We start from the raw sequence: 21,351 nt of genomic DNA, 5'->3' as shown, positions 1-21,351 counted from the left end.
GAGAGGCCATGATACTGGAAAACCGGATCGGACTTGTCGTTGGCGTGGCCAACGAGCACTCGATCGCGACGGGCTGCGCGCGGGCCTTCGCCCGCGAGGGCGCGACGCTAGCAATGACCTACGTGAACGACCGCGCGCTGCCGCATGTGCAGCCGGTGGCCGATGAAGTGGGCGCGGCCGAACTGATGCCACTCGACCTGTCGGTGCCATCGCAGATCGACGCGGTCTTCGACACCATCGCGCAACGCTGGGGGCGGCTCGATTTCCTGCTGCATTCGGTCGCCTACTGCCCCAAGGAGGATCTGCACGGCCGGGTTGTCGATTGCTCGGCCGACGGGTTCGCGCAGGCGATGGACATCTCGTGTCATTCCTTCCCGCGCCTCGTGCGCAAGGCCGAGCCGTTGATGCTGGATGGCGGCAGCCTGCTGACTGTCAGCTATTACGGCGCCGAGAAGGTCGTGGACAATTACAACATCATGGGGCCGGTCAAGGCCGCGCTCGAAGCGGTCACCCGCGAGGTCGCGACCGAACTGGGCCCGCAGGGGATCCGTGCCAACGTCCTGTCGCCCGGCCCCATCGCCACGCGCGCGGCCTCGGGGATCGAGCATTTCGACGCGCTCATGCAGGATGCCCGAGAGCACGCGGCGCAGAAGCGGCTGGTCACCATCGACGAGGTCGGAGAGACGGCGGCGTTCCTCGCCTCGGACCGGGCGTCGGGCGTCACCGGCAGCATCTGCTATATCGACGGAGGCCGGCATGCCCGAATCTGACGACACCACCCCCGATCGGATCGAGAACCGCACGCTGGACGAGCTGGGAATCGGCGACAGCGCCGAGATGGTGCGGGTGCTGGCCCAGGAGGATATCGAGCTTTTCGCGGTGATGTCGGGCGACGTGAACCCCGCGCATCTGGACGCGGACTATGCCGACGATACCCAGTTTCACCACGTCGTGGCACATGGCATGTGGGGCGGCGCGCTGATCTCGGCGGTGCTGGGCACGCGCCTGCCGGGACCTGGCACGATCTACACCGACCAGTCGCTGCATTTCAAACGCCCGGTGGCCATCGGCGACAGCGTCACCGTGCGCGTCACGGTGGCCGAGATCGACCGCGACAGCGGCAAGGTGACCCTCGATTGCCTGTGCCGCAACCAGCATGGCGCGGTGGTGATCGACGGCCGCGCCGAGGTGCTGGCGCCGCGCCACAAGATCAGCCGCGCGACCGCGACCCTGCCGACGGTGCGGATGCACAAGCCCGGCGCGCGGTTCAACGCGCTTGTCGAACAGGCGCACGAACTGCCCCCCATGCCGACGGCGGTGGTGCATCCCTGCGACAGCCTCAGCCTGCTGGGCGCGATCCAGGCGCAGCAGGCCGGCCTGATCGAGCCGTTCTGGGTCGGCCCCCGCGCCAAGATCGAGGCCACGGCCTCGGATGCCGGGGTGACGCTGGAGACCGACCGCATCATCGACGCGGCCCACAGCCACGGCGCCGCCGAGGCCGCGGTGGCGCTGGTGCGCGAGGGCCGGGCAGAGGCGCTGATGAAGGGCAAGCTGCACACCGACGAGTTGCTCGAGGCCGTCCTCGATCGCGACGCGGGGCTGCGCACCGAACGGCGGCTCAGCCACGTCTTTGCGCTCGACGTGCCGGATCACGAGCGGCTTCTCTTCATCACCGATGCGGCGATCAACATCGCGCCGGATCTTCCCACGCTCGCCGATATCGTGCAGAATGCGCTGGATCTGGCCATCGCGCTCGGGATCGAGACGCCCCGCGCCGCGATCCTGTCGGCGGTCGAGACTGTGACCTCGAAGCTGCCCTCGACGCTGCTGGCCGCCTCGATCTGCAAGATGCACGACCGCGGTCAGATCACCGGCGGGCTGGTCGACGGGCCGCTGGCCTTCGACAACGCGATCTCGCCCGAGGCGGTCAAGGCCAAGGGCATCACCTCGGACGTGGCGGGCCTGGCCGATATCCTGGTCGCGCCGAACCTCGAAAGCGCGAACATGATCTCGAAACAGCTCATCCATCTGGCCGATGCCGAGGCCGCGGGCGTGGCCCTCGGCGCGCGGGTGCCGATCATGCTGACCAGCCGCTCCGACAGCGTCGCCGCGCGGCTTGCCTCGGCGGCGCTGGCGCGGCTATTGGCGGCGGCGGATGCGAAGGTGCCCGCCTGATGGCAGGTGTGGTGCTGATCCTGAATACCGGCTCTTCCAGCGTCAAGTTCGCCCTGCACGACGCCACCGGCCACGACCGCATCGCCCACGGCGCGATCGAAGGGGTGGGCCGCACGCCCGACCTGACGCTGAAGACCGGCAATGACCGCCAGACCCTGCATCCCGATCCGGGCCGGGGCAGCGACATGGGCGCGCTGATCGACTGGCTGCTGGCCACGCTCGACGCCCGCCTGGGTCCGCTGGACCTGGTGGGCGCGGGGCACCGCGTGGTGCATGGCGGACAGGATTTTGACGCGCCGGCGCGGATCACCGACGCCGTCCTGACCCGGCTCGACGCGCTGTGCCCGCTGGCGCCCGGGCACCAGCCCTACAACATCATGGGCATTCGGGCGGTCGCCGCGCGCTGGCCCGACTGTCCGCAGATCGCCTGTTTCGACACCGCGTTCCACCGCAGCCGCCCGCGCCACGCGCAGCTTTTCGCGCTGCCGCGGGCGCTGTCGGACGAGGGCATCCTGCGCTACGGCTTTCACGGGTTGTCCTACCAGCATATCGCGGCCCGACTGCCCGAGGTCTTGGGGCCGACCATGGCGAAAGGCCGCGTGATCGTCGCCCATCTGGGCAGCGGCGCCAGCCTGTGCGCCATGCGGCGCGGGCAAAGCCTGGACACCACGATGGGGTTCACGGCGCTGGACGGGCTGATGATGGGCACGCGCTGCGGGCAGATCGACCCCGGCGTGCTGCTCCACCTGATGCGCGAAAAGGGGATGGACGCCGATGCACTGGAACACCTGCTCGGCCGCGAAAGCGGCCTGCTGGGCGTGTCGGGGATCAGTTCGGACATGCGCGACCTTCTGGGCAGCGACGCGCCCGAGGCGGCCGAGGCCGTGGCGCTTTTTGTGCACATGATCCAGCGCCAGATCGGCGCGCTGACCGCAACCCTTGGCGGGCTGGATGCGCTGGTCTTCACCGCCGGGATCGGCGAACGGTCGGCAGAGGTCCGGTCCAAGGTCATGGCGGGGCTGGGCTGGCTGGGACTGGCGCCCGACGAAGACGCGAATGCAGCCAACGAGACGCGGATTTCCACATCCGAAAGCCGCGTCACCGCCGCGATGATCCCCACCGATGAAGAGGGCGTGATCCTGCGCGCGCTGCTGGAGATGAGGGGCTGACCGCCCCTCAAACCCCGTCGATCATAGCACGTAGCGGCTGAGATCGGTGGATTTCATCAGCTCGCCAAGGTTCGCGTCGACGAAATCCGCATCCACCGTCACCGTCTCGCCGGTGCGGTCGGGCGCGGTAAAGCTCAGTTCTTCGAAGACCCGCTCCATTACCGTGTAAAGCCGGCGCGCGCCGATATTCTCGACCGACTGGTTGACCTCTGCGGCGATCCGCGCGAGCGCCGAAATGCCGTCCTCGGTGAAGGTCACGGTGACCTCCTCGGTGGCCATCAGGGCGCTGTATTGCCGCGTCAGCGCGTTGTCGGTCTCTGTCAGGATGCGCACGAAATCGACCTCGGTCAGGGCGCGCAACTCTACCCGGATGGGCAGACGCCCCTGCAATTCGGGCAGCAGGTCCGACGGCTTGGCGGTGTGAAACGCCCCCGAGGCGATGAAGAGGATATGATCGGTCTTGACCGCGCCATGCTTTGTGCTGACGGTGGTGCCCTCGATCAGCGGCAGCAGGTCGCGCTGCACGCCCTCGCGCGACACCTCGCCGCCGCGCGCCTCGGACTTGGCGCAGACCTTGTCGATCTCGTCGAGAAACACGATGCCGTTCTCTTCCACGGATTCAAGCGCGGTGCGATTGACCGTCTCGTCATCCAGAAGCTTGTCGGCCTCTTCGCCGATCAGCAGGTCGTGGCTGTCGGCGACACTGACCCGCTTGGTCGTGGTGCGCCCGCCGAACGCCTTGCCGAAGAGATCGCCGAGGTTCATCATCTGGGCGCCCGGCTGGCCGGGAATTTCCATGCCCCCCAACGGGTTCGAGGTATCCGAGACCTCGATATCGATCATCGTGTCGTCGAGCTGCCCGTCGCGCAGCTTCTTGCGGAACATCTCGCGCGTGCCCTCGCGGGCATCCTCGCCGGCGATGGCGGTGATCACGCGTTCCTCCGCCGCGGCCTCGGCGCGGGCCTTGACGTCCTCGCGCATCCACTCGCGGGTCTGGGTGATGGCGCTGTCCACCAGATCGCGGATGATCTGTTCGACATCGCGCCCGACATAGCCAACTTCGGTGAATTTCGTGGCCTCTACCTTGATGAAGGGCGCACGGGCCAGCTTGGCCAGACGGCGGCTGATCTCGGTCTTGCCGACGCCGGTGGGGCCGATCATCAGGATGTTCTTGGGATACACCTCGTCGCGCAGATCGTCCGCAAGCTGCTTGCGCCGCCAGCGGCTGCGCAAGGCAACGGCGGTCGCGCGCTTGGCCTCTTTCTGGCCGATGATGAAGCGGTCAAGCTCCGAGACGATCTCGCGCGGGGTCAGGTCGGTCATTTCGAAATGGTCTCCACCGTCAGGTTGCCGTTGGTGTAGATGCAGATATCGGCGGCGATGGCCATGGCCTTGCGGGCGATCTCCTCGGCCGAGAGGTCGGTCTTGTCTGACAGCCCGCGTGCGGCGGCGAGGGCGAAGTTGCCGCCCGATCCGATGGCGGCGACATCATGCTCGGGTTCCAGCACGTCACCGGCGCCGGTGATGACGTATAGCTGGTCGCCATCGGTGACGATCAGCATCGCCTCGAGCTTTTGCAGGTACTTGTCGGTGCGCCATTCCTTGGCGAGATCGACGCAGGCGCGCTGCAACTGTCCGGGTGTCGCCTCGAGCTTGGTCTCCAGCCGCTCCAGCAGGCTGAACGCGTCGGCGGTCGATCCGGCAAAGCCCGCGACAACGTCATAGCCGCCGGGGCTGAGCCTGCGCACCTTGCGCGCGCTTCCCTTGATCATCGTCTGGCTGAGGGTGACCTGCCCGTCGCCCGCGACGACAACCTCGCCGCCCCTGCGCACACCGATGATCGTGGTGCCGTGCCAGCCGGGAAAATCGCTCATGTTCGGGGCTCCTTTCGGTGTGGCGGGCGCGCGCGTGGACTGCGGGCCGGGAAGGAAAAAAGGGGCCGAGCGCATCCGCCAGCCCCCTCGTGCATCGCTGTCGCGGATCAGATGCTGTCTTCGATCCAGCTTTGCAGCGCGGCCTTGGGGGCTGCGCCCGCGCGGTTCGACACGACCTCGCCATTCTTGAAGATGAAGAGCGCCGGGATGCCGCGCACGCCCATCGAGGCGGCGGCGTTGGGGTTGCTGTCGACATCGACCTTGGCGACCTTGATCCGGCCGTTCATCTCGTTGGCCAGTTCCTCGAGGGCCGGGCCGATCTGCTTGCAGGGACCGCACCATTCGGCCCAGAAATCCACCACGACGGGGACATCGGAATTCTTCACTTCGGCGTCGAATGTGGCGTCGGTTACGGCAACGGTGGCCATGTCTGTGCTCCTCGCGTTTCGGGTTCAGATTGTAAGTATGGAGCCGGGCGCGGCGCGTCAAGCGATCCCGGCGGATTCGAGCGCCGCGGTCACGGAAGCGTGCGGCAGCCGCATCAGCGTCGCGGTGCGGGTCCAGAGAAGCGCCGTCTCGATCCGCCGGTCGGGGTAAAGGGCGCCGAGCGCGTGCGCATAGGCGCCCATCTGCCGCAAGAGGCCCTCGGGGCAGTCGGCCACGACATCGGGCACCATGGCGTTGGTCTTGAAATCCACCGCCAGCACGTGATCGGGCCCGACGATCAGCCGGTCGATGGTGCCATGCAGCCGCTGGTCCCCTAGATCCGCGGTGATCGACACCTCGGTCAGTGCGTCGCCGGCGAAAAGCGGCGCGAGGCTGGGCTTGGTCAGCACCTTTTCCGCCTCGGCCAGCAGCAGCGCCAGTTCCGCCCCCGTGGCCGCATCGGCACCATTGGACAACAGGCGCGCGGCGGTGGCCGGCCACTCGGCGGCGGGGACCTGCGGCAGGAATTCCAGCAGGCGGTGCACCTGCCGGCCACGTCGCTTGGCGGCGTCCTCGTCAAGGCCGTCCTCGCCCGGCAGCGCCTTGGTACCGCCCAGTTCCGACGGGCTGAGCGTCGTGGCGCGCGGGGGTGCAGGCGGCGCGGGCTGGGCGAAGATCGGGTCGAGGGTGGAGGCTTCAGGCGCGGTCGGCGCGGCACCCTCCGCGCGCGTTCCGGGCGCGGGCCAGTCCCCGTGTTGCAGGCGCAGGCCGGGCCCGTCGGCGAAGTCATGCGCCGCGGCGCCCGCGCCTTCCATCCCGCGGCGGATCTTGTCGTACCAGGTCGTGCCCGGCCGGCCCGGATCGCCATGTGCTGCGACGATCAACCAGGTCTCGGCGCGGGTCATGGCAACGTAGAGGAGGCGGTCGCGTTCCGCCTCCTGTGCGGCGCGCGCGGCTGCGATGGCATCACCGATCACCCCCGGCATCTCCGTTGCCGGACCGGTCCAGAGAGGCACCTCGCCCGCCGTCACGATCTGCGGCGTGGGCGCGGCGCGCCATGGGCCGGTTTCGGGCAGGATCACCACCGGCGCCTCCAACCCCTTGGCGCCGTGCACCGTCATCACCCGGATGCGGTCGCCGGCGCTGTCCATCTGGCGCTTGATCTCGAGGTCGTCGGTCTCCATCCACACCAGGAACCCGGTCAGGCTGTCGACGGCGCGCTGCTCGTAGGCAATCGCCTGGGACAGAAGCGCGTCGATGCCGTCCTCGGCCTCGCGCCCCAGCCGGGCCAGCAGATGACGCCGCCCGTCATGGCGCGTGAGGATGCGTTCGATCAGCTCGAACGGGCGTAGGTAGTCGACGTGGTCGAAAAGATCGTCGATCACCGCCATCTCGGCGGGAAACCCGGCCCGGCGGTTACGCAGGGTCTGCCACAGGTAGCGTTCCTCGCGGCCCTGCGCGAGGTCGTAAAGCTGCGCCTCGGACCAGCCGAAAAGCGGCGATTTCAGCGCGGTGGCCAGCGACAGATCGTCCTCGGGCGTCGACAGGAACGCCAGCAATGCGCCGAGATCGCGCACCGCGAGTTCGGCACCGACCTTGAGCCGGTCCGCCCCGGCGATCGGCAGGCCTTGAGCCTTGCACTCGCGGATGATCTCGTGAAAGAGGGCCGAGCGGCGGCGCACGAGGATCAGGAAATCCCCGGCCGTGACGAGCCGGAATCCCGACGACGCGTCATTGTCGGGGATCATCTCGCCGCGGTCGAGCATCGCGCGCATCTCGGCCGCCACGCGGCGCGCCAGCAGGATCGCCGGATCGGACGCGCCACGGATATCGACGGGCTGATGCCAGGCGGGCGGATCTTCGGTGTCGGGTTTTTCAACCACCGGCCACAGATCGACCCGGCCGGACATGGCCTCGAAGAACGCCTTGTGGCGTTCCTCGGGCGCAAAGCCGCTACCCGCGCTGTCGTCGAAACAGCAATCGACACAGGTCAGGATCGCGCGCGACGAGCGGAACGACCACGCCAGCACCCGCGATTGCAGCGGCGTACCCGTGGCGGCAAGCCGGTCGGCGAAGTCGCGCTGCATACGGTCGAATTCGCGCGGGTCGGCGCCCTGGAAGGAATAGATCGACTGCTTCTTGTCGCCCACAACGAAGATCGTGCGGGCCGTGTCGGGGCGCGCGCCCTGCCCGGACGTGAATTCCTGCGCCAGACGCTCGATCACCTGCCATTGCACGGGGCTGGTATCCTGCGCCTCGTCGACAAGGATGTGGTCGATGCCGCCATCGAGGCGGTAAAGCACCCAGGCCGCGACGCGCCCATCGGTCAGCAGATCGCGCGCGGACAGGATCAGGTCGTCGAAATCCAGCCAGCCGCGCAGCTGCTTGGCGCGCGCGTAAGCGGGCAAAAAGGCCTGCGCGAAATCATGCAGCGCGCGGGTCTTCTGCATCGCGGCGAGGGCGAGGCGCGCGGCGCGGGCCTCTTCGACGCGGGCCATCCACTGCTCGATCCGGTCGATCACATCGCCCAGGGATTCGCGCGTGGCTTTTGTGGGAAACGTACCGATCTTGGCCGAAAACGGCGCTTTCGCGCTCGCCCCGGTCAGGAAGACATCCTCGAGCACCGGCAGCGCGCCTTGATCCAGCGCGCCGAGGCCCGCCAGCTTTGCCGCGGCCTTGGTGTCATTGGACGATCCGGCCTTCAGCGCCGCGATCAGCCGGTCGAGCAGCGCGGCCTCGTCGCCGAGACACACGCGCGCCGCGATATCGGCCATCGTGGCCCCCTCGGGCTGGCCGAAAAGCGTTGCGAGATCGGCATCGCTGACCCCTTGGGCGAACGCGGCGCGGTGGCGCGCGATCTCGGACGTCAGCGCGTCGAAGCTGTCGCCGGAATAGTGCCGCGCCATCGCATGCACCGCGCCGGCCTGCGGCCCGGAGGCCAGATCCTCGACGATCTCGGACCGCAGAAGGCGCGCGGTGCGGTCCTCCATCTCCGCAAATTGCGGCGTCACGCCGGCCTCGAGCGGGAAGCGGCGCAGCAGGGCGGCGCAGAACGAGTGAATCGTCTGGATGCGCAAGCCGCCGGGCGTCTCGATCGCCTGCGCGAAGAGACGCCGGGCGCGGCGCAGTATTCCTGCGTTGATCATGCCCTCGTGGCCCAGATCGCGCAGGGCATCGCGCAGCGCGGCGTCGCCCAGCATCGCCCACCCCCCGAGACGGTCGAAAAGCCGGTTCTGCATCTCGCTGGCGGCGGCCTTTGTGTAGGTCAGGCACAGTATGTGCTGCGGGTTCACCCCGTCCAGTAGCAGCCGCGCCACACGGTCGGTCAGCACCCGCGTCTTGCCCGACCCGGCATTGGCCGACAGCCAGGTCGACAGGTCCGGGCGCGCGGCCTCGACCTGCGCCTGACTGGCGGCATCGCGCGCGGTCATCGCCCCACCCCGCTCTCATCCGGCGGATCGGTCATGTCCCATTCGCGGAACCGCGACAGCTGATCGTAATCGCCGCGCTCGTCGGCGCTATGCGGCGCGCGGCGCGCGACGTAGCCCTTCTCGGGCGCCTGGTAGGCCGCGATCAGTTCCTTGAACTCGGCCCAGACGCGATCGGGGGGCTCGTCACCCAGCGGCGCGTCGACCTCTTTCGGCCCGCCAAGCCCGATGAAGGTCGCGCGTCGCACCCGCACCGGGCCAAGCCCCTCGAACGCGCCACGTTCGGCCATCGCCGCCTCGAGCAGCAATTGCTTGTCGAAGCTTTTCTGTTCCTTCGCCGTCGGCGGCGCGCCGGTCTTGTAGTCGTAGATGCAAAGCCCTCCCTGCGCGTCGAGATCGAGCCGGTCGGCCTTGGCCGACAGCGCGAAGCCCAGTTCGGGGATCTCGGCGCGGCCGCGGGTCTCGAAATGGCGCGGCTGCGCGATCCGGCGGCGCTCCGCCTCGGTCTCGATAAACCAGTCCGCTACGCGCTCCAGCCGCGCCAGCCACAACGCGCGCGCCTCGGCCCAGGGCACGTGCCGGTCCAGAACCTCCGCGGCCTCCAACAGCAGCGCGGCGCGCGTACCGCGTCCGGGATCGTCGCAGGACGCCTTCACGAACCGTTCGAGCACCTCGTGCAGCACGGTGCCGCGCAGCAATGCGTCGGGCACCTTCATCAACGGATCGAGCGGGCGCAGCCGCAGCACGTGGCGCGCGTAGATCGCATAGGGGTCGCGGATCAGCCGCTTTATTTCCGTGACGCTCAGGTGATCGGGGCGCGCATTGACAGGCGGCGCCGGCGCGGGGCGCGGGGCGCGCGGCACCTCCTCGGGGGTCTCCAGCGCCGCCACCCGGTCCAGCCAGACCCGGCCCCGGTCGCGCATCGCGGCAAGCGCCGCCTTGCCCCCTTGCTCGGGCAGCCCGCCCAGCAGGTTCTGCACTCGGTTGAGCCAGCGCGACACCACCGTTTCGGCATCGTCGGACCGGACCGAGCGTGTCAGCCAGACCTCTTTCGCCGCCACCGCCTGCTGGAAATCATGCGCCGAGAGGCCGATCCGCCGTTCGGGCAAGAGCAGCCCCGCCCGGTGGCGCAGGGACCGGTTCAGCCACGGGTCCGGCGCAGGCGCCTCGGGCCAGCTGCCCTCGTTGAGACCGGCGAGGATCAGCAGATCGGCGCCCTGCACCCGCGCCTCGAGCGTGCCCCAGATCAGGATATTCGGATGCGGCTCGGTCGGGGTGCGGACCTCCTCGGCGGCAAGGATGCTGTGAAACAGGCTGGCGTAATCGGCCGCGTTGAGCGAACCGGCCGCCCCGGCCTCGGCCTGCAAGGCGTCGAGCGCCTTGCGCGCGTCCTGCCCGGCCTCCTTCTGCCACAGCGTGCCCGCGCCCGCGCCGCGACAACCCTGCGCAATGCGTTCAGCCAGCGCAAGGTGATCCGCAACACGGGTGTCGAGCGCAAGATCATCGGGCCGCGCCTGATCGGTGAAACACTCGCAAAGCCAATCCACCCACTCCTCGAGCATGGACCCGGCGCGCTTTTTCCAGGCCCAGGCGCGCAGGCTTTCGGCTGTGGGATAGGGCGGGCCGTAGCGTCGCAGATCGAGTTCCAGGTCCCGCGTCAGGCGCAGGTGATCGCCGCGCGCCGCGCCCTGATGGGTCAGCGGGTGTTTCAGCAGAGTGAGAAGCGCCTCGGCGCTCAGCGGCTGGCGGAAGAGATCGGCGACATGGCGCAGGAACCGCCCCGGCGGCGACAGGTGCAGCGGCTGGCCGGCGCTGTCATCGGGCAGGATGTGCCAGCGGTCGAGCGCGGCGGTCACCTGCCGGCTGAGCGTGCGGTCGGGCGTGATCAGCGCCGCCGTCTGCCCGTCCTCGGCGGCAGCCCGCAGGCGCATGGCGATGGCCAGCGCCTCGGCCCGGGTCGAGTGCGCCTCGATCAGCGTGACATCCGCCATGGCCTCGCCGATCCGCCGCAAGGCAGGGCCGTCGCGCAGCCACTGGTCGGTGACCGGGGCGGGCCGCAAGGCCAATGAGATCAGCGCGTTGCGCGCCGGACTTGGCGGGGGATCATCGGACCACGGCTGTACGTCGCGCGCGGAAATACCGGCCCCTTCGGCAAAGCGCACGAAGCGGTATTGCGGATGGTCCTCGGACACCATCGGGTCGCCGAGCGCATCCCAGACATGGCCCGGCGCGTCGAAATCGAAGCCCGGCAGGACCACCGCGCCCTGCGGCAGCCGCGCCACCGCCTGCATCAGCACCTGCGTGGCCCCGCGCGACCCCGTCGATCCGGCGACGATGATCGGGGCCTGCGGCGCCGCCTCGGCCCAGAGCCCCGTCAGCCGCTCGATCACCAGCCGCTGCCGCGTCTCGACATCCGGGGCTTCGGGATCGGCCTCGAAATAATGCCGCACGATGCCGAGGAATGACTTGATTCGCGCCCAGTGACCGGATTGGTCGGTCACGTCCAGATTCTCGATCACCTGCGGCGCGACCCCCTCGCCATGCATCTCGTCCATCAGCCCGGCAAGGCTGTCGGCTAGGTGATAGATCGCGCTGCGCGGCGCCAGATCGGGCTGGCTGTCGAGCAGCCGAGAGATCAGCTGCACCAGTTCCAGCCGCCGGCGCAGGCGCGGCACCGGGTCGGGGATATGCGCGAGATCCCACATCTCGCCCAGATCGGTGACAAGGCTGATCCGCGGCAGAAGGCAGGGCGGGCCCGCGTCGAAGAGATCGCGGATGCGCCGCCCCATCCGGCGGGTGTTGACGATCAGGGTGACCCGCGCCAGAGCCTCTGGCGGCTGACCGGCGTGGCGCGCGCGCAGCCCCTCGACCAGCGCGCGCGGGAAATCCAGACCGGGCGGCAGGCCGAAGACGCGCGGACGCTCCGATGGCTCAAACATCACGGAGCATCGCCTCGGCCGCGCGGATCCCCTCGGGGCGCCCGACATCGCACCACTGCCCCGGATAGGCCATGGCCGACAGCCGTCCGGCGGCCAGCATCCGGTCCCACAGGACGTTGATCGAAAAGGACCGATGCTCGATCTCGTGCAACAGGGCGGGCTTGATGATCTGCACGCCGGAATAGATCAGACCCGGCCCGCGCGCCGCGCGCCCGTCGGCGGCGATGCGGAAATCGCCGGCGCCCGAATGGCCCACCGCGCGATCCGCGGGGATGCAGAGAAGCAGCGCGTCCATCTCGTCGGGCCGCCACGCGCCCGAGAGCAGGCATAGCGGGTTCGGCCCGCGCCAGACGGCATCGGTGTTCATGGTGAAGACCGGCCCCGCTCCCAGAAGCGGAAGCGCGGCGCGCAGGCCGCCGCCGGTCTCGAGGATTTCGGGCGTCTCGTGCGAGAACGCGATGCCGCGCCCGGCCAGATGCGCGGTGATCTGGTCGGGCAGGTAATGCAGGTTGACCACCGTGCGCGGCGGGTCGTACGCTGCAACTAGATCCAGCGCGTGATCGATCAGCGCACGGCCCGCGACCTCGATCAGCGGCTTGGGGCGGTTGGCGGTCAACGCCCCCATGCGCGTGCCGAACCCCGCCGCGAACAGCATCACCGGGTAGGTCACGTCGTGCATCGTTCTTTCAGCCCTTGCAACACGCGAGCCTCGGGCGCAGGCAGGCTTTCCGCGACCATCGCGGCGATGCGTTGCAACGCCGGATGCGCGAGATCGCGCTGCAACAGGTCCCAGACCCGCGGGATGAGATCGACGTAATGCGCCTTGCCATCGCGCAGGCAGAGGCGCGCGAAGACCCCGAGGATGCGCAGGTTCCTCTGCGCGCCGAGGCAGTGATAGGCGGTGATGAAGGCTTTCGCGTCAACACCGGCTGCGGCCACGTAGCGGTCGATCATCGCGCTCTCGATGGCGGGTGGCACGTCGCGGCGCGCATCCTGCAGGACCGACACGAGGTCATAGGCGGGGTGGCCGCGCATGGCGTCCTGGAAATCCAGCAACCCGACGCGCGCCACGCCGGCGCGGTCGGGCAGCCACAGCAGGTTCTCGGCGTGATAGTCGCGCTGGATGAGCACGTCCGCTTGCGGCGCGTGCCGCTCCAGCAGCGAGTGCATCGCGGAATGGAACGCGACGCGGGCGGGGCTGTCGGCCACGGGGCCGCCACCGAGATACCAGTCGAAGGCGAGGGCTGCCATGTCGGCCATGACGCGCGGCGAATACGGGTCCAGACCGGCCGGGGGCGGATGGCGATGCAGCTCGACCAGTACATCGGTCGCCGCCTCGTAAAGCGGCGTTTCCTTGCCGGGCTCGGCCTCGAGCACCCGCGCGAACAGGGCGTCACCCAGGTCCTCGAGCAGCAGGAACCCCTGCGCGGTGTCGGCGGCGAGGATGCGCGGGGCGCTGAGGCCAAGCCCCGACAGGTGCCGCGCGATCCGGGCGAAGGGCGCGACATCCTCGCCCCGGTCGGCGGGCGCGTCCATCAGGACGGCCCGCGCGCCGTCCGGCATCCGCAGGCGCAGGTAGCGCCGGTTCGACGCGTCGCCGGCCAGCGGCCGCGTCGTGGCCGCCTGCCAGCCATTGGCCGCGATGAACCCGGCGATCGCCTGTGCGCGATCAGTCATCGCAAAGCCCCCCGAGCCGGTCGGTCCAGCGCGGATCCGACCATGACAGCGTCAGGTGGCGCGTCTCGTACGCGGATCCGGGCGCAAGGTCCAGCGACAGCGCCTTTTCGGGCGCCAGGTCGCCCAGCCGGTCGGGCCATTCCACAAGGCAGATCGCGGTCTCGAACGCCTCGCTAAGGCCCAGTTCAATCACCTCGGCGGGGTCGCCCAGACGGTAGAGATCCGCGTGCCAGATCTCGCACTCGGGCCAGGGGTAGCTTTGTACCAGCGTATAGGTGGGCGAGGGCACATCCTCGGGCACGGGGAGCTGCGCGCGGATCAGGCATCGCGCGAAATGCGTCTTGCCCGCCCCCACGCCACCGCCCAGCAACAGCACATCACCCGCCACGAGACGCGGTGCGAGCCTCTGCGCGAAGGCGCAGGTGCGGTCGGGGTGATCGAGGATGCGGACGCGTTCGGGCATGGCCAGACACTACACGTGCCGCGCCGGCCCGCAACCCGGGATCAGCCGGTCTTGAGGTGTCGAGCCCCGGTCTCGTGCGGGTGCAGTGACAGCATCGCGCGCCCCTGCCCCAGCGGCGCGAGCCGCAGATCGAGCCCCGTCCCCGCGCCATCCGGCGCGATGCTGTCGGCGATCGGCTCGCGCAGCGCGTTCGAGGCGATCCGGTGCGCGATGTCCGACCAGAGCGCGGGATCGGGAAAGCGCGCACCGCATGCCTGTGTCACATCCGCCAAAGAGATCTCGGTCAACGGCGCGTCCGCATCCACACCCAGAAGATCCCGGAACGCGCGGTTGCAGAGGATCAGGCCGCGGTCCTGCGACAGCACCGCGATCGCGGCATCGAGCGTGTCGAGAAGCGCGTCGCGCAGCGCCATCTCGCCGCGATGGGTGCGCGTCTCGGAGATTTCCGACGAGATGTCCTCGAAAAGGAACGCGACCGCCCCGTCGGGATGCGGGCGCCCGGTCACGCGATAGCTGCGGCCGTTCGCAAGGCTCCACATCTCTCGGTAATGACCGCCATGCGCGGCGCTGACCATCTCGTTGATCTGGCCGCGCCAGCTTGCATAGTTCTTGGGTTCCGGCATCACCTGCCGGTCACGCAGCATGTCGAAGAAGGTCACGATCTCGGGGCGTGCACTGAGGAATTCGACCGGCAATCCCGTGAGGTCGATCAGCGCGGGGTTGAAGATCGCGAGCGTCTTGGCGCGGTCGAAGACCGCGAGCCCGGTGGGCAGATCGGCGAAGGTCTTGCCCAGGGTGTTGACGAAGCTGCGCTGCGCATTCTCCGCAGCGACAAGCGCCGAGATGTCGTTGGCAAAGATCACCTGCCCGTCGCCCGTGCGCCCGCCCATGCGCTTGACGGTCACGTCGAACCACGTCGCCGCCTCGGTGTCTCCGCAGACAGGCACCGCGACGCGGCCGGTCGCCGTCTCGCCCGGATCGGGCGGCGTCAGATTGGCGGTCAGCCGCGCCTTGTCGGCGTCGGGCAGCGCCAGCGCAGCGGCGTTCTGCCAGAGCATGTGCCCGGCCGCATCCTTGATCCAGACGGGGTAAGGGGCCCGGTGCACCGCCCGAAGCGTCGCGTCGGCCGTGTGACCGGCGCGCCGGATCTTGTTGAGACGGGCCGCCGAGGGCGGCGTGTCCTCGCAGAGACGCAGCCGCAGCGTGGCATGGGTCGCATGCGCCTCGAGCCGCGCGGCGTCATCCGGCAGATGGCTGGCGAAATCCCGCGTCTCGCCCGGCGCGATATCCCCGGGCGATGGGGGCAGGTCGGCAAAGCGGAAACCGAGCCAGTCGCGCACGCGGTCCCAGTCCGTCGCCGCAGGATCGCCCGCATCAGCGGCGAAAACATCGCCCGCGTCGTGATCGACAAGCCGCGCGCCGCGAAAGAGGAAATGACAGTCCCCGGGGCGCGCGACCGTCGGCGCGGTATTGCGCCCCGCTGGCAGCACGCCGAGGATCCAGATCACCGCCACCGAGAGCAGCAACGCCACCCCCGCCAGTATCGTGAATTCCGTCAACGTCATGTCCGGCACGGAGCCACCTCACCGATGCAGTCCCGCTCCACGGTGAGGCAAACTGATTAACACGGGCTTAACGAAAAACGGCGTGCCGGATCAGCCACGAAACGGCTGGTTCTCGCCAAGCGCCGGGCCGCCCTGCACCTCGAGCGCGGAGCGCGGCCAGACTACCTCGACCACCGCGCCGGTGCGAACGCTGTCGGCGCCGTTGGCGAAGGTCAGGTCGGCGCCGGACCGCTCGAGCAGCGCCTTGGCGATGAAGAGGCCAAGCCCCATCCCCTCGTAATCGGGGCGTCTCGGGTCCGCGGCGGGTGCGCGCCGCCGGATGAACGGATCGCCGATCCGGCCCAGCATGTCCGACGGGAACCCGTGCCCGTCATCCATGATCCGCAGGATGATCGCGCGTTCGGTCCAGCGGCTTTCGATCCAGACGGTCTCGCACGCGAAATCGACCGCGTTCTGGATGAGGTTGCGCAGCCCGTGAATGATCTCGGGGCGGCGCAGCACGGTGGGGTGCGCGCCGCTGTCCGCGCCGCCATCGGCATGCTCGAACCGGATGTGCTTGCCGCGATCCACATGCGGCTCCGCGGCCTCGTGCAACAGCGCGTCGAGCGGCGTACGGCGCAGGTGCAGGTCGTCCTTGCCCGCCCGCCCCATCGAGTTCAGGATATCGCGGCACCGGTCCGCCTGTTCGCGGATCAGCAGCGCGTCGTCGCGCAGGTCGGGGCGATCGTCGAGATCCTCGGCCAATTCCGCGCTGGTCAGCTTTATGGTGGCCAGCGGCGAGCCCAGCTCGTGCGCCGCCGCCGCCACCACGCCGCCCAGATCGGTCAGCTTCTGCTCGCGGGCCAGCGCCATCTGTGTCGCCTGCAGGGCGTCGGACATCGCGCGCATCTCCTGGACGATCCAGCGCGCGTAGACGCCGAGGAAGCTGACCGCGATGACGATCGCCACCCAGGTGCCGAAGCGGAACACGTCCGGCACCTGCAGAACGCGGCCATCCTCGGTGCGCAGCGGCAGGTAGAACTGCATCATCAGCGTCACCATGACGATCGCCATCACCCCGAGGAATGCCGTGGACCGCCCGGACAGCGCCGAGGCCGAGACCGTCACCGGCCCCACGATTAGGATCGAGAACGGGTTGTTGAGCCCCCCGGTTAGATAGAGCAGCAGCCCCAGTTGCAGCATGTCGAACAGCACGACAAGAAACGTGTCCTGTTCCGACAGGCGCTTGTTTTCGGCGAAGATGAAACCGGCCGCGATGTTCGAGGTCACCGAAACGCCGATCACCAGGAAACACAGACCCATTTCCAGGTCGAGACCGTAGACCCTGTCGGCCACCATGAGCGCGCTCGCCTGCCCGATGATCGCCCACCAACGCAGCAATACGAGGGTCCGCAGGCGGATCCAGTTGCCCCGCACGCGCATCCTGTAGAGACCGCGATCGGGGTCGGTCATATCTGCGTGCATGTCCATTGCGGGCCAAGTCCGGTATGCTAGGTTGGACATAACATGAACCCGTTTTTGCAAAACTCAAGGATCTCGCCATGACCCGCCTGACCGCCCTTCTCGCCGCCGTGCTCGTGATCGGAGGGGGCGCCGTGGCCTATGTCATGACCGGTGGCGAGGCCGAGGATCGCTTCGTCGAGTGCCGGACGTCGAACGTCGCCGGTGGCAGTGCCGCGATCGGCGGGCCGTTCGAGCTGGTCAGCGAAACCGGCGAGACGGTGACCGAGAAGGATGTCATCGACAAGCCGACGCTGATCTATTTCGGCTACACGTTCTGTCCGGATGTCTGCCCGCTCGATGCGGCGCGGAACGCCGAGGCCGTCGATATCCTGGAAGACCGCGGCGAGATCGTGAAGCCGGTCTTCATCTCGGTCGACCCGGAACGCGACACGCCCGAGGTGCTGGCCGAATTCACCGACTACCTGCATCCAAGGATGGTCGGGCTGACCGGCAGCCCCGAGCAGGTGCGCGCCGCGTCAAAGGCGTACCGCACCTATTACCAGGCGCAGAAATCCGAGGGCGACGAGGAGTATTACCTCGTCGATCACTCGACCATGACCTACCTCGCGCTGCCCGGGCACGGGTTCGTGGAGTTCTTCCGCCGCGACGTGAGCGCCGAGCAAATGGCCGACCGCGTGCAATGTTTCGTGGACGCCGCCTGACTTCGCTTTGACGGGCCCCGGGGATGCGCTAATTCACCGTCAACCGCGATAAACAGGAGGACTGCGGATGCCCGAGGACATGCTCGATATCGGTGAGGACCGGACCCTTCTGCTGGTCGATGACGACGAGTCGTTCCTCAAGCGTCTGGCCAAGGCCATGGAGAAGCGCGGGTTCGAAGTCGAAACCGCCGATTCCGTCGCCGGCGGCCGCGCCAGCGCGACAGCCCGCGCGCCCGCCTACGCGGTCTGCGACCTGCGGCTCGAGGATGGCAACGGCCTAGACGTGGTGGAAGTCATCCGCGAGAGGCGCCCCGACAGCCGTATCGTCGTGCTGACCGGCTACGGCGCCATCGCCACGGCGGTGGCGGCAGTCAAGATCGGGGCTACGGATTACCTGTCGAAACCGGCGGATGCCAACGACATCATCAACGCGCTGCTGGCGAACGGCGCCGATCTGCCGCCGCCGCCCGACAACCCGATGAGCGCGGATCGCGTCCGCTGGGAACACATCCAGCGGGTCTACGAGTTGTGCGACCGCAATGTCAGCGAAACCGCCCGCAGGCTGAACATGCACCGCCGCACGCTGCAACGCATCCTCGCCAAGCGCTCGCCGAATTGACCGCCGCCCGCCTGCGCCGCTGATCCCCCGGTCGGTGCGCGCAAAGTGCTTGTTAACCTACCCCGGATATTGTGTAAGAGGCCGGCAAGAACGAACAGGGGTTGAATTCATTGGGGGCGTGGCAATCATACCGAATGCGGTGGCGGCGCAAACGGGCTCGCATCCGCGCCTTTCGCAAACAGGTCTCGTTGCGCGCCATCGCCGACCGCACGGACCTGATCCGACCGGGTGACGTGCTGCTTTTCGCGACGCTGCGCGACGAGCAGGTACGCCTGCCGTGGTTCCTGCACTACTACCGCGAGCTCGGGATCGCGCATTTCCTGATCGTCGACAATGACAGCGGCGATGGCAGCGCGGAATTCCTCGCATCCCAGCCCGACGTCTCGCTGTGGTCGACGCGGGCCAGCTACAGGCGCGCGCGCTTCGGCATCGACTGGCTCAACTGGCTGCAGGGTCGCTACGGGCACGGCCACTGGACGCTGGTCGTGGATGCCGACGAGTTCTTCGTCTATCCGTTCTGCGACACGCGCCCCATACGGGCGCTGACCGACTGGCTGGATACCAGCCGGGTCAGGTCCTTCGGGGCAATGCTTCTGGACATGTATCCCAAGGGGCCGATCGACGCGGTACCCTACCGCGCCGGCCAGGACCCGCTGGAGATCGCCGCATGGTTCGATCCGGGCAATTACATGATCGAGAAGAACCCGCTTTACGGCAACCTCTGGATCCAGGGCGGACCGCGCGCCCGCATGTTCTTTCCCGACGCGCCGAAACGGGCGCCGGCGCTCAACAAGACGCCGCTGGTGAAATGGCACCGGCGCTATGCCTATGACAGCTCGACCCACATGCTGCTGCCGCGCGGGCTGAACCTGACGCATGACGCGTGGGGGGGGCGAGAAGACCAGCGGCATCCTGCTGCACGCCAAGTTCCTCGACACGTTCACGGCAAAGGCCGCCGAAGAACTGACCCGCGGCGAGCATTACGCGGGCAGCGTCGAATACCGCGCCTATGCCGGCCTTGCGCGCGAGCGAAGCCCCGACCTGTGGTGCAAATGGTCGGAAAGATACATGAACTGGCGACAGCTCGAGATCCTCGGGCTGATGTCGAAGGGCAACTGGGCATGATCGGGGCACGGGACGGATGAGCACATTGGGCATCGTGATGCTGGTGCATACCGCCTTCGGGCGGGCCGAACAGGTGGCGCGGCACTGGGCCGCCGCGGGCTGTCCGGTGGTGATCCATGTCGACCGCGCGGTGCCGCGCGCGGCGCATGACGCCTTCAAGGCGGCGCTGGCGGATCTGCCTGACCTGCGCTTTGCCCCGCGGCATCGCTGCGAATGGGGGACATGGGGCATCGTCGCCGCCACGCAGGGCGCTTGCGCGATCCTGCTGCGCGAGTTTGCCGGCGTGCGGCACGTCTATCTCGCCTCGGGGTCGTGCCTGCCGCTGCGCCCGGTGCTTGAACTGGTCGCGTATCTCGACGCCCGCCCGCAGACCGATTTCATCGAAAGCGCCACGACAGCCGACGTGCCGTGGACCATCGGCGGCCTCGATCTTGAGCGTTTCACACTGCGCTTCCCGTTCGCGTGGCGCCGGCACCGGTGGCTGTTCGACACATACGTGGCGCTGCAACGCCGCCTGCGCGTGCGGCGGCGGCTGCCCGAGGGCATCGTGCCGCACATGGGCAGCCAATGGTGGTGCCTGACCCGGGCGACGCTCTCGGCGATCCTCGACGCGCCCGACAGGCGCGCGCATGAGCGCTATTTCCGGCGTGTCTGGATCCCCGATGAAAGCTATTTCCAGACGCTGGCGCGGCGCCATGCGCGCCGTATCGAAAGCCGCTCGCTGACGCTGTCGAAATTCGACTACCAGGGCAAGCCGCACCTTTTCTACGACGATCACCTGCAATTGCTGCGCCGGTCGGACTGTTTCGTGGCGCGCAAGATCTGGCCCTTCGCCGACAAGCTTTACGATGCGTTCCTGACCGACCGGGCCGGCGCGATGACGCGCACCGAACCCGATCCCGGCAAGATCGACCGGATCTTCGCCAAGGCGGTCGAGCGCCGCCGCCACGGCCGTCCCGGGCTTTACATGCAAAGCCGCTTTCCGGTCGCGGGGCGCGGCGGCGCGCCGACCGCGGCCCCCTATTCGGTCTTCGAGGGGTTCGGCGACCTCTTCGAGGATTTCGAGGCGTGGCTGGCGCGGATGACGGGAATGCAGGTGCATGGCCATCTCTTCGCGCCAGACCGGGCCGAGTTCACCGACCGGCGCCCGGTGACCAGCGGCGCGATTTCCGACAGCGCCGCCTTGCGCGACTACGACAAGCGGGCCTTCCTGGCCAACCTGATCTGGAACACCCGCGGCACGCGGCAGGGCTTCCAGATGGGGCCGCGCGACCATATCGACGAGATCGAGTGGGAGATCGCCAAGGATCCCAACGCGCAGGTCTCGGTCGTCTCGGGGGCCTGGGCGGTGCCGCTTTTCACGTCGAACGCCGATTTCGGCGACATCCGGCGCGAGGCCGCGCGGCTGCAACGCATAGAGAGCCGGCATCTGGAGGTGCTGCGGTCGCCCTGGACCAAGGCCCGCGTGCGCATCTGGACCATGGCGGATTTCATCGAGGCCCCGGTCGAGCCGCTGCAGACCATCCTGGGCGAGATCGGGCGCGACGATCCGCATGCGCTGGTCGAGGCGCCGCGCATGGCCGATCTGGCGGGCTTCGGGCAGTTCCTGCAGAACCTGCGCAACGAGGGCATGCATCCGCATCTGATGGGCGATTTCCCGGTCGGGGACGGCCCCAAGGCGGCGCTGCGCGACACCCCCAGACCCTACCTGGTGCGGTCCTAGCGC

At 68.5% G+C, this 21,351-nt stretch carries 16 protein-coding genes and 1 pseudogene; 7 read left to right on the top strand and 10 right to left on the bottom strand.

The window, feature by feature from the left end; all coding sequences use genetic code 11:
* Positions 1 to 8: 8 nt before the first annotated feature.
* The 3 genes from fabI to V8324_RS11220 are packed head-to-tail and all read left to right on the top strand — an operon-like array spanning position 9 to position 3,344.
* Complete coding sequence (fabI, locus tag V8324_RS11230) at positions 9 to 770, top strand: enoyl-ACP reductase FabI (protein WP_442970518.1); 762 nt, start codon at positions 9 to 11, stop codon at positions 768 to 770.
* The gene (locus V8324_RS11225) at positions 757 to 2,175 is read left to right on the top strand and encodes a bifunctional enoyl-CoA hydratase/phosphate acetyltransferase (protein WP_336420019.1); all 1,419 of its coding nucleotides are present in this window, start codon (positions 757 to 759) and stop codon (positions 2,173 to 2,175) included. The genes fabI and V8324_RS11225 overlap by 14 nt, the downstream gene beginning before the upstream one ends.
* Entirely contained in the window at positions 2,175 to 3,344 is a 1,170-nt protein-coding gene (locus V8324_RS11220; protein ID WP_336420018.1) for an acetate/propionate family kinase, read from the top strand. The genes V8324_RS11225 and V8324_RS11220 overlap by 1 nt, the downstream gene beginning before the upstream one ends.
* Positions 3,345 to 3,365: 21 nt before the next feature.
* Here the strand turns inward: V8324_RS11220 and hslU are convergent, their stop codons facing one another.
* From hslU to regB, 10 genes are all read right to left on the bottom strand, one after another.
* On the bottom strand, positions 3,366 to 4,667 hold the full coding sequence (gene hslU, locus V8324_RS11215) for an ATP-dependent protease ATPase subunit HslU (protein ID WP_336420017.1): 1,302 nt from the start codon (positions 4,665 to 4,667) through the stop codon (positions 3,366 to 3,368).
* Positions 4,664 to 5,218: an ATP-dependent protease subunit HslV gene (hslV, locus tag V8324_RS11210; protein ID WP_336420016.1), complete on the bottom strand. Its 555-nt coding sequence runs from the start codon at positions 5,216 to 5,218 to the stop codon at positions 4,664 to 4,666. Before hslV ends, hslU begins: the two co-directional genes overlap by 4 nt.
* A 107-nt stretch (positions 5,219 to 5,325) precedes the next feature.
* Positions 5,326 to 5,646: a thioredoxin gene (gene trxA / locus V8324_RS11205; protein ID WP_336420015.1), complete on the bottom strand. Its 321-nt coding sequence runs from the start codon at positions 5,644 to 5,646 to the stop codon at positions 5,326 to 5,328.
* A gap of 57 nt (positions 5,647 to 5,703) precedes the next feature.
* Positions 5,704 to 9,075, bottom strand: a complete 3,372-nt coding sequence (gene addA / locus V8324_RS11200) for a double-strand break repair helicase AddA (RefSeq protein WP_336420014.1) — start codon at positions 9,073 to 9,075, stop codon at positions 5,704 to 5,706.
* Positions 9,072 to 12,011, bottom strand: a complete 2,940-nt coding sequence (addB, locus tag V8324_RS11195) for a double-strand break repair protein AddB (protein WP_336420013.1) — start codon at positions 12,009 to 12,011, stop codon at positions 9,072 to 9,074. The genes addA and addB overlap by 4 nt, the downstream gene beginning before the upstream one ends.
* On the bottom strand, positions 12,004 to 12,690 hold the full coding sequence (locus V8324_RS11190; RefSeq protein WP_336420012.1) for a nucleotidyltransferase family protein: 687 nt from the start codon (positions 12,688 to 12,690) through the stop codon (positions 12,004 to 12,006). Before V8324_RS11190 ends, addB begins: the two co-directional genes overlap by 8 nt.
* The gene (locus tag V8324_RS11185; protein ID WP_336420011.1) at positions 12,678 to 13,688 is read right to left on the bottom strand and encodes an aminoglycoside phosphotransferase family protein; all 1,011 of its coding nucleotides are present in this window, start codon (positions 13,686 to 13,688) and stop codon (positions 12,678 to 12,680) included. Before V8324_RS11185 ends, V8324_RS11190 begins: the two co-directional genes overlap by 13 nt.
* A complete protein-coding gene (tsaE, locus tag V8324_RS11180; protein WP_336420010.1) occupies positions 13,681 to 14,151 on the bottom strand; it encodes a tRNA (adenosine(37)-N6)-threonylcarbamoyltransferase complex ATPase subunit type 1 TsaE in 471 nt (156 codons plus the stop codon). The genes V8324_RS11185 and tsaE overlap by 8 nt, the downstream gene beginning before the upstream one ends.
* 41 nt (positions 14,152 to 14,192) lie before the next feature.
* A complete protein-coding gene (locus V8324_RS11175) occupies positions 14,193 to 15,710 on the bottom strand; it encodes a PAS-domain containing protein (protein ID WP_442970516.1) in 1,518 nt (505 codons plus the stop codon).
* A 96-nt stretch (positions 15,711 to 15,806) separates the two neighbouring features.
* Positions 15,807 to 17,168 carry a sensor histidine kinase RegB gene (regB, locus tag V8324_RS11170; RefSeq protein WP_336420009.1) on the bottom strand — a complete coding sequence of 454 codons (1,362 nt, stop codon included), beginning with the start codon at positions 17,166 to 17,168 and terminating at the stop codon, positions 15,807 to 15,809.
* 89 nt (positions 17,169 to 17,257) lie between these two features.
* Between regB and V8324_RS11165 the strand changes: the two genes are divergently transcribed.
* From V8324_RS11165 to V8324_RS11150, 4 genes and pseudogenes are all read left to right on the top strand, one after another.
* On the top strand, positions 17,258 to 17,881 hold the full coding sequence (locus V8324_RS11165; protein ID WP_336420008.1) for an SCO family protein: 624 nt from the start codon (positions 17,258 to 17,260) through the stop codon (positions 17,879 to 17,881).
* 67 nt (positions 17,882 to 17,948) lie between these two features.
* Positions 17,949 to 18,500, top strand: coding sequence for an ActR/PrrA/RegA family redox response regulator transcription factor (locus tag V8324_RS11160; protein ID WP_336420007.1), 552 nt, complete (start codon positions 17,949 to 17,951; stop codon positions 18,498 to 18,500).
* 134 nt (positions 18,501 to 18,634) lie between these two features.
* A pseudogene (locus tag V8324_RS11155) lies at positions 18,635 to 19,625 on the top strand (glycosyltransferase family 2 protein).
* 16 nt (positions 19,626 to 19,641) lie between these two features.
* Positions 19,642 to 21,348, top strand: a complete 1,707-nt coding sequence (locus tag V8324_RS11150) for a DUF5927 domain-containing protein (protein WP_336420006.1) — start codon at positions 19,642 to 19,644, stop codon at positions 21,346 to 21,348.
* Positions 21,349 to 21,351 lie beyond the last annotated feature (3 nt).

The sequence above is a fragment of the Roseovarius sp. D22-M7 genome, assembly GCF_037083785.1.
In the GTDB taxonomy this organism is placed as follows: Bacteria; Pseudomonadota; Alphaproteobacteria; order Rhodobacterales; family Rhodobacteraceae; genus Roseovarius.
The sequence above is the reverse complement of the archived record's forward strand: the minus strand, read 5'-3'. Positions and strand labels throughout refer to the sequence as shown.

Bases quoted from the DNA above. Each gene is read 5' to 3' on its own strand.
- fabI (WP_442970518.1), top strand. From the start codon at position 9: ATGATACTGGAAAACCGGATCGGACTTGTCGTTGGCGTGGCCAACGAG.
- V8324_RS11225 (WP_336420019.1), top strand. From the start codon at position 757: ATGCCCGAATCTGACGACACCACCCCCGATCGGATCGAGAACCGCACG.
- V8324_RS11220 (WP_336420018.1), top strand. From the start codon at position 2,175: ATGGCAGGTGTGGTGCTGATCCTGAATACCGGCTCTTCCAGCGTCAAG.
- hslU (WP_336420017.1), bottom strand. From the start codon at position 4,667: ATGACCGACCTGACCCCGCGCGAGATCGTCTCGGAGCTTGACCGCTTC.
- hslV (WP_336420016.1), bottom strand. From the start codon at position 5,218: ATGAGCGATTTTCCCGGCTGGCACGGCACCACGATCATCGGTGTGCGC.
- trxA (WP_336420015.1), bottom strand. From the start codon at position 5,646: ATGGCCACCGTTGCCGTAACCGACGCCACATTCGACGCCGAAGTGAAG.
- addA (WP_336420014.1), bottom strand. From the start codon at position 9,075: ATGACCGCGCGCGATGCCGCCAGTCAGGCGCAGGTCGAGGCCGCGCGC.
- addB (WP_336420013.1), bottom strand. From the start codon at position 12,011: ATGTTTGAGCCATCGGAGCGTCCGCGCGTCTTCGGCCTGCCGCCCGGT.
- V8324_RS11190 (WP_336420012.1), bottom strand. From the start codon at position 12,690: ATGCACGACGTGACCTACCCGGTGATGCTGTTCGCGGCGGGGTTCGGC.
- V8324_RS11185 (WP_336420011.1), bottom strand. From the start codon at position 13,688: ATGACTGATCGCGCACAGGCGATCGCCGGGTTCATCGCGGCCAATGGC.
- tsaE (WP_336420010.1), bottom strand. From the start codon at position 14,151: ATGCCCGAACGCGTCCGCATCCTCGATCACCCCGACCGCACCTGCGCC.
- regB (WP_336420009.1), bottom strand. From the start codon at position 17,168: ATGACCGACCCCGATCGCGGTCTCTACAGGATGCGCGTGCGGGGCAAC.
- V8324_RS11165 (WP_336420008.1), top strand. From the start codon at position 17,258: ATGACCCGCCTGACCGCCCTTCTCGCCGCCGTGCTCGTGATCGGAGGG.
- V8324_RS11160 (WP_336420007.1), top strand. From the start codon at position 17,949: ATGCCCGAGGACATGCTCGATATCGGTGAGGACCGGACCCTTCTGCTG.
- V8324_RS11150 (WP_336420006.1), top strand. From the start codon at position 19,642: ATGAGCACATTGGGCATCGTGATGCTGGTGCATACCGCCTTCGGGCGG.